Source organism: Odoribacter sp. N54.MGS-14 (assembly GCF_000980295.1).
GTDB classification, from domain to species: domain Bacteria; phylum Bacteroidota; class Bacteroidia; order Bacteroidales; family Marinifilaceae; genus Odoribacter; species Odoribacter splanchnicus.
In genome coordinates, this window is the sequence record NZ_LARL01000117.1 from 1 (window position 1) to 4,826 (window position 4,826).

3 protein-coding genes are annotated in these 4,826 nt (G+C 42.1%); all 3 read left to right on the forward strand.

What is annotated here, in order from left to right:
- Positions 1–1,304 (forward strand): PKD-like family lipoprotein (locus WS42_RS14235; protein ID WP_046451315.1); only part of this gene is annotated, 1,304 nt, incomplete at its 5' end.
- A 17-nt stretch (positions 1,305–1,321) separates the two neighbouring features.
- The gene (locus WS42_RS14240; protein WP_046403794.1) at positions 1,322–3,601 is read left to right on the forward strand and encodes a TlpA family protein disulfide reductase; all 2,280 of its coding nucleotides are present in this window, start codon (positions 1,322–1,324) and stop codon (positions 3,599–3,601) included.
- 424 nt (positions 3,602–4,025) lie between these two features.
- Positions 4,026–4,226, forward strand: a complete 201-nt coding sequence (locus WS42_RS15715; protein ID WP_140403412.1) for a TlpA family protein disulfide reductase — start codon at positions 4,026–4,028, stop codon at positions 4,224–4,226.
- Positions 4,227–4,826: the final 600 nt, after the last annotated feature.

Consider the following 4,826-nt stretch of genomic DNA (forward strand, 5'->3'; position numbering starts at 1 on the left):
AATGGGTAGCCATACAGCAAGAAACGACGACTCCTATTCTTTCCAGCGATACGCTTTCAACTGAAATCGAGTTGAACGTAGCGGTCAGTTTGCCGACTATCAATTGGACATTGATTTTTTCCGTCCATAACAGACAGACGGAAACGGATGATTTTATGAAATTCAATCTGAAAGTACATGCTGGCTTGAGCGAGGGGTGGATGGTGTTGTACGAGCGGAATGGGAAAACCGATGTCGGTTTGATTGCCAATGACCTGGTTTCACCTGATGTTATACAGGAAAAGATAACCTTGGATGTATATTCTTCTTTGAATGGGGAGGCTATGAATGGCAAGCCGGTACGAGTCGTTTATTCCATGTCAACGAAACCGGAAGTCGTTTATCTTGTTTCTGATCAGGAAATAATGGGTGTTGACCCTGTTTCTTTTACGTCGCTTTATACTTTTGACAATCTTTTTTATGAAGTGCCTGCCCAACGGAATATCACTTGTTTTACAGTATCTTCCGGACGGCGTGAATTCATGGTAAATGACAATAAGGGGTATGGTTTGAATGCTTCTTCGATGGGGTCGAATCGGAACACGCTTAAATTCGGAGTACCTTGTAAGGATGAGAGTGGAGAATTGGCACCCTGGTGTGCCCAAATGGCGACTGCGGGTTATATGGGAGTTGTTTACAATCAGTCGACACAAAAATTCCGCTGCCTGAAAAATAACGGTTCGGCATTGTCTGATTTTTCGGTGCAGGGTAAAGAGGCCGCATTCGATTGTAATCAAGTCGGATTAGAACTTGTTGCCAGCGATTTCGGACGTAATAATTATGAGCATATTCTGATGAAAGATGCTTCGGGACATCATTATTTGCTCGTTGCTGATTTTTGCGGGATATTCACTCAGAATGCTATCGGTAAAGCTAAATACGACCTTGGCGGTTGTGAAGGTTTGGATAAAAAAGTGGTATCCGTGACTGCCGGTTATAAAGGAGAGATTTTTTATTATGCAAGTGGAAATACCTTGTATTTGCTTGATTATAAGTCAGTGCCTGCGAAAGCGACTCCTGTATGGACAGCGCCTGCGGGGACGGAAATTACTTGTGTCCGTTTGCAAAAATACCTTTATGGTGCAAGTGGTAACAAGCCTGTCAATGATTGTGAGGTTATTTATATTGCGACTGCCGATATTGCAGGTGAGGGGGTTGTTTACCAATTGCGTGTAGATCCGTCGAGTGGCGTAGTGGATAAAAGCTCTGAGAAAAGTTACGACGGTTTCGGACGTGTTATGGATATGGGGTGGAAAAAACAATAACATTAAAAATATTTAAAATGATGAAATCAACTTTTTTAATTGCGTTTTTTAGCATAATGGCATTTTTAGGGGGCGTGCGAGTAGATGCCCAAACTATCCGCTTGAATACAGCCGATTTGAAAGCAATAAAGGCACAAATGGAAACGTCGGATAAACAAGCGGCTGTCGATGCCGGCATCCGTTTTTTCAACGGAACCTGGAAAGAGGCATTGGCAGAGGCGAAGAAATCAGGTAAGACCATATTTATGGATTGCTACACCGATTGGTGTGTACCTTGTAAGCGTTTGTCAAAAGAGGTCTTTACCTTGAAAGAAGTAGGAGATTATTTCAATGAACACTTTGTGAATGTGAAGATGGATATGGGTACAGGAGAAGGAAAAACGATGGGCAAACAATGGGGGGTGAATGCCTTCCCGACCTTGCTGTTTTTTAATACTGAGGGAGATGTGATTCATCGGATAGTGGGTGCTCCTGATCTCAAAATATTGCTGGCGGAAGGGAAACGGGCCGTTGAGAGGAAAGGATATGCCTGGATGAATGAGCAGTATGCTTCCGGTAACCGTGAGCTTGCTTTCATTCAGTCTTATATGGAGGTGTTGTCATTGGCATCCGAGAGCCGGAAAGCGGAAAATATTTGCGTGGACTATTTCAAAACATTGGATAAGAACAAATTGACAGAACGTGAATATTGGGATCTTTTCCGTAAATATATTAAGGATGTTGACGATGAGACGGCCGTATATGTGTATAAACATCGGGCGGATTTTATTGCAGCATTGGGAGAAAAGGAAGTGAATAAAAAAATATATTCGTTGTACAATTCAGGTGCATACCGTTATTGGAAAGAGAAAGAGGGACAAGGTACTTTTGATGAGAAAGGATTTGAGAAATATGTCAAACGATTGATGAAGAGTGATGTCGGCGGCAAGGAGAATATTGTGGAGGATGCCCGGATGTTTTATGCGGAAAAACAGGGAGATTGGGCTTCGTTTATAAAGATGGCTACAGAGCGTTTGGATAAAGGTGGCATGTCGGATTTTATCGTCTACAACTGGGGAGTACGCTTGAATGTAGAATGCCAGGACCCGGTTTTTCGTGAAGCAATTGCAGTATTGATGGAGCGTAGAGCCAAAGAATTGTCGACATCTACAGAGCCGTCAGATATACAGATGATGAAAAGTTTTGAAAGTATTGCCGATCGTATCCGTCATCCTGAGAAGTATAAAAAACAGTCTTCGGTGGTTACGATCAGCGGTAAGGTAAATGCATTACGTCCGGGAGAGAATGTGGTTCAGGTGGTGAAACAGGAAGGACATTCCAAACAAGTGATAGATTCCTGTACTATTCAGAGTGACGGAACTTATGAAATGAAGGTGACTGTAAAGAATCCGGGTTTGTACGAGTTGGATTGTCAACGTGGACAAAAAGCGACAATATGGCTCGGTGATGAGGATGTGAGTGTGGATTTCCCTGGTTTCGGGACATCGAAATTTAAGGTTATGCGTCCAGCCTATTATGCTGTCAAGGGGGGAACCAATAATGAAGTGTTGGATGTACTGAATTGGGAGTCTATGCGTTTCATGAGAATGGTAGGTGATATCGGTAGAGTACTGTATGGATGCAAAGACTTGTCGGCGGAGACACAGCGGGAATTAAATGAAACTTTGGGAAATGCTTGTCGTGCAGAATATTTTGATTGTATCAGTCATTGGGCTGATATATATGCTGACCGGGAGTCTGTGGTGGTATTGCTTTCACAATTGCAAGATGATAAATACAATGCAGTGGTGGAGCGTATAGCGAAAAAATTGACAGAAGCTTATCCGAATAGCGAGGCTGTAAGGAATTTCAATATTACGTTAGAACAGAAAAAACGGTTGTATGAAGGAATGCCCGCTCCTGAATTTTCTTTGTTGACAGCAGATGGAAAGAGTAAGTTGGGACCGTCTGATTTTCGAGGGAAAGTGCTTGTGATTGATTTTTGGGCTTCTTGGTGTGGCCCGTGTCGGGGTGAGATTCCGAATGTAAAGAAGGCTTATGAGACTTATCATGAAAAAGGCGTTGAGTTCCTGAGTGTTTCTATCGATAAAGATGAAGTAGCTTGGCGTAAAGCTTTGGAAGATGAACAAATGCCTTGGTGCCAGGTATTGGCTCCACAGGCTGGTAAAGAGGTGAAAGAACTTTATCAGTTCAGTGCTATCCCTTTTATTGTTGTAATTGACAGAGAGGGAAAGATTGTTGGTAAGAATCTGAGAGGTCAGATATTGCTGAATAAACTGGAAGAACTGACGCGATAGATAGTGCTTCCAGCGGAGAAAGTATGTTTGCAAGGGACTGTCTAACAATAAAACGTTATTCAGTCCTTTTTTTGTATCCTCCTGATAATATATATTTTTTCAGTGAGTTTTATGCTGTCTTAGTATTTCTACAATAGTAGATTTTTAAGGCTATTCAGTAATAAATGTTGATTGGTGTTTATATATATGTTTACTCTAAATGTGGATTTATTTCGTTATTAATTCGTCTTTGGCGATCGGAATTGGTGACCCGGTCGCTTCTGTCGGTCGTCTAGCCCTTTCTTTCACTGACCGGCGGAACTCCTCGCAGGCTCGTCAGACACCACCGGTCGGTCGTTCAGAAAAAGCAAGACGACACTCGCCAGAGCTCCTATTGCCGGAAAGGTCTCTAAGTTTTCAGACCTACAAGGCAAGGCGGTTTTATTTGGACGTGTGGGTAACCTGGTGCGGTCCCCGTTGTGAGGAAATTCCTTATATGGAAAAAGTAGCAGAGTATTTCGGAAACGATCCTCGTATTGAGATTGTCAGCATTTCTGTGGATGCTAACTGTAAGGCGTGGGAAACAAAGCTGGAAAAGTACAAGCCGGAGTGGAAGCAATTCCTGCAAAAGAATTTTTGCGATTAGTACAATATTAACGGATACCCCCGTTTTATGATGTTCGACAAGAAAGGGTGGATTATCACGGTGGATGCTCCGCGTCCGTCCGACCCGGAGATTATCGGTTTTATTGAAAGTCATTTGAAGTGATTCGTGTTTTATTGGGTAGGAATGACTTGTCGATTCCTGCCCGATTTTTTATTTTTCTCTTTTCTTCTCCCTTTTTAAAACATGGGTTACTCCCTATTTTACTTATAACGTAGGTTTGTGTATAATAATTTTGCAAGGTAAATCCTTTGGTTATCAATTTGTTGAGTGTGTGTAGTCTATTTTTTCTAAAAAAAGTTGATAAAAAATTTGGAGATGGGGTATAAATTGTTCTATCTTTGCAGCCGCAATCAGGGAATGAGGGGTTAAACCAATAGCGCAGGTGAGTGGTGGTGAAGGGTTGGTTTCCAGAGTTTTGGGTTGTGCAGAGTTCTTCAGAATATTGCCCTGGTCGGGGTTTGAAAAAAAACTTCAAAAATTTCTTTTGAAAAGTTTGGAGTTGATGAAAAAGTCCTTACCTTTGCAGCCGCTTTCCGAAACGAAGCGGACGTTCTGAAACATTTTGACTGATGTGTTTTT

What these genes read in the sequence shown, in the direction of transcription:
- WS42_RS14240 (WP_046403794.1), top strand. Translation starts at nt 1,322, where the DNA reads ATGATGAAATCAACTTTTTTAATTGCGTTTTTTAGCATAATGGCATTT.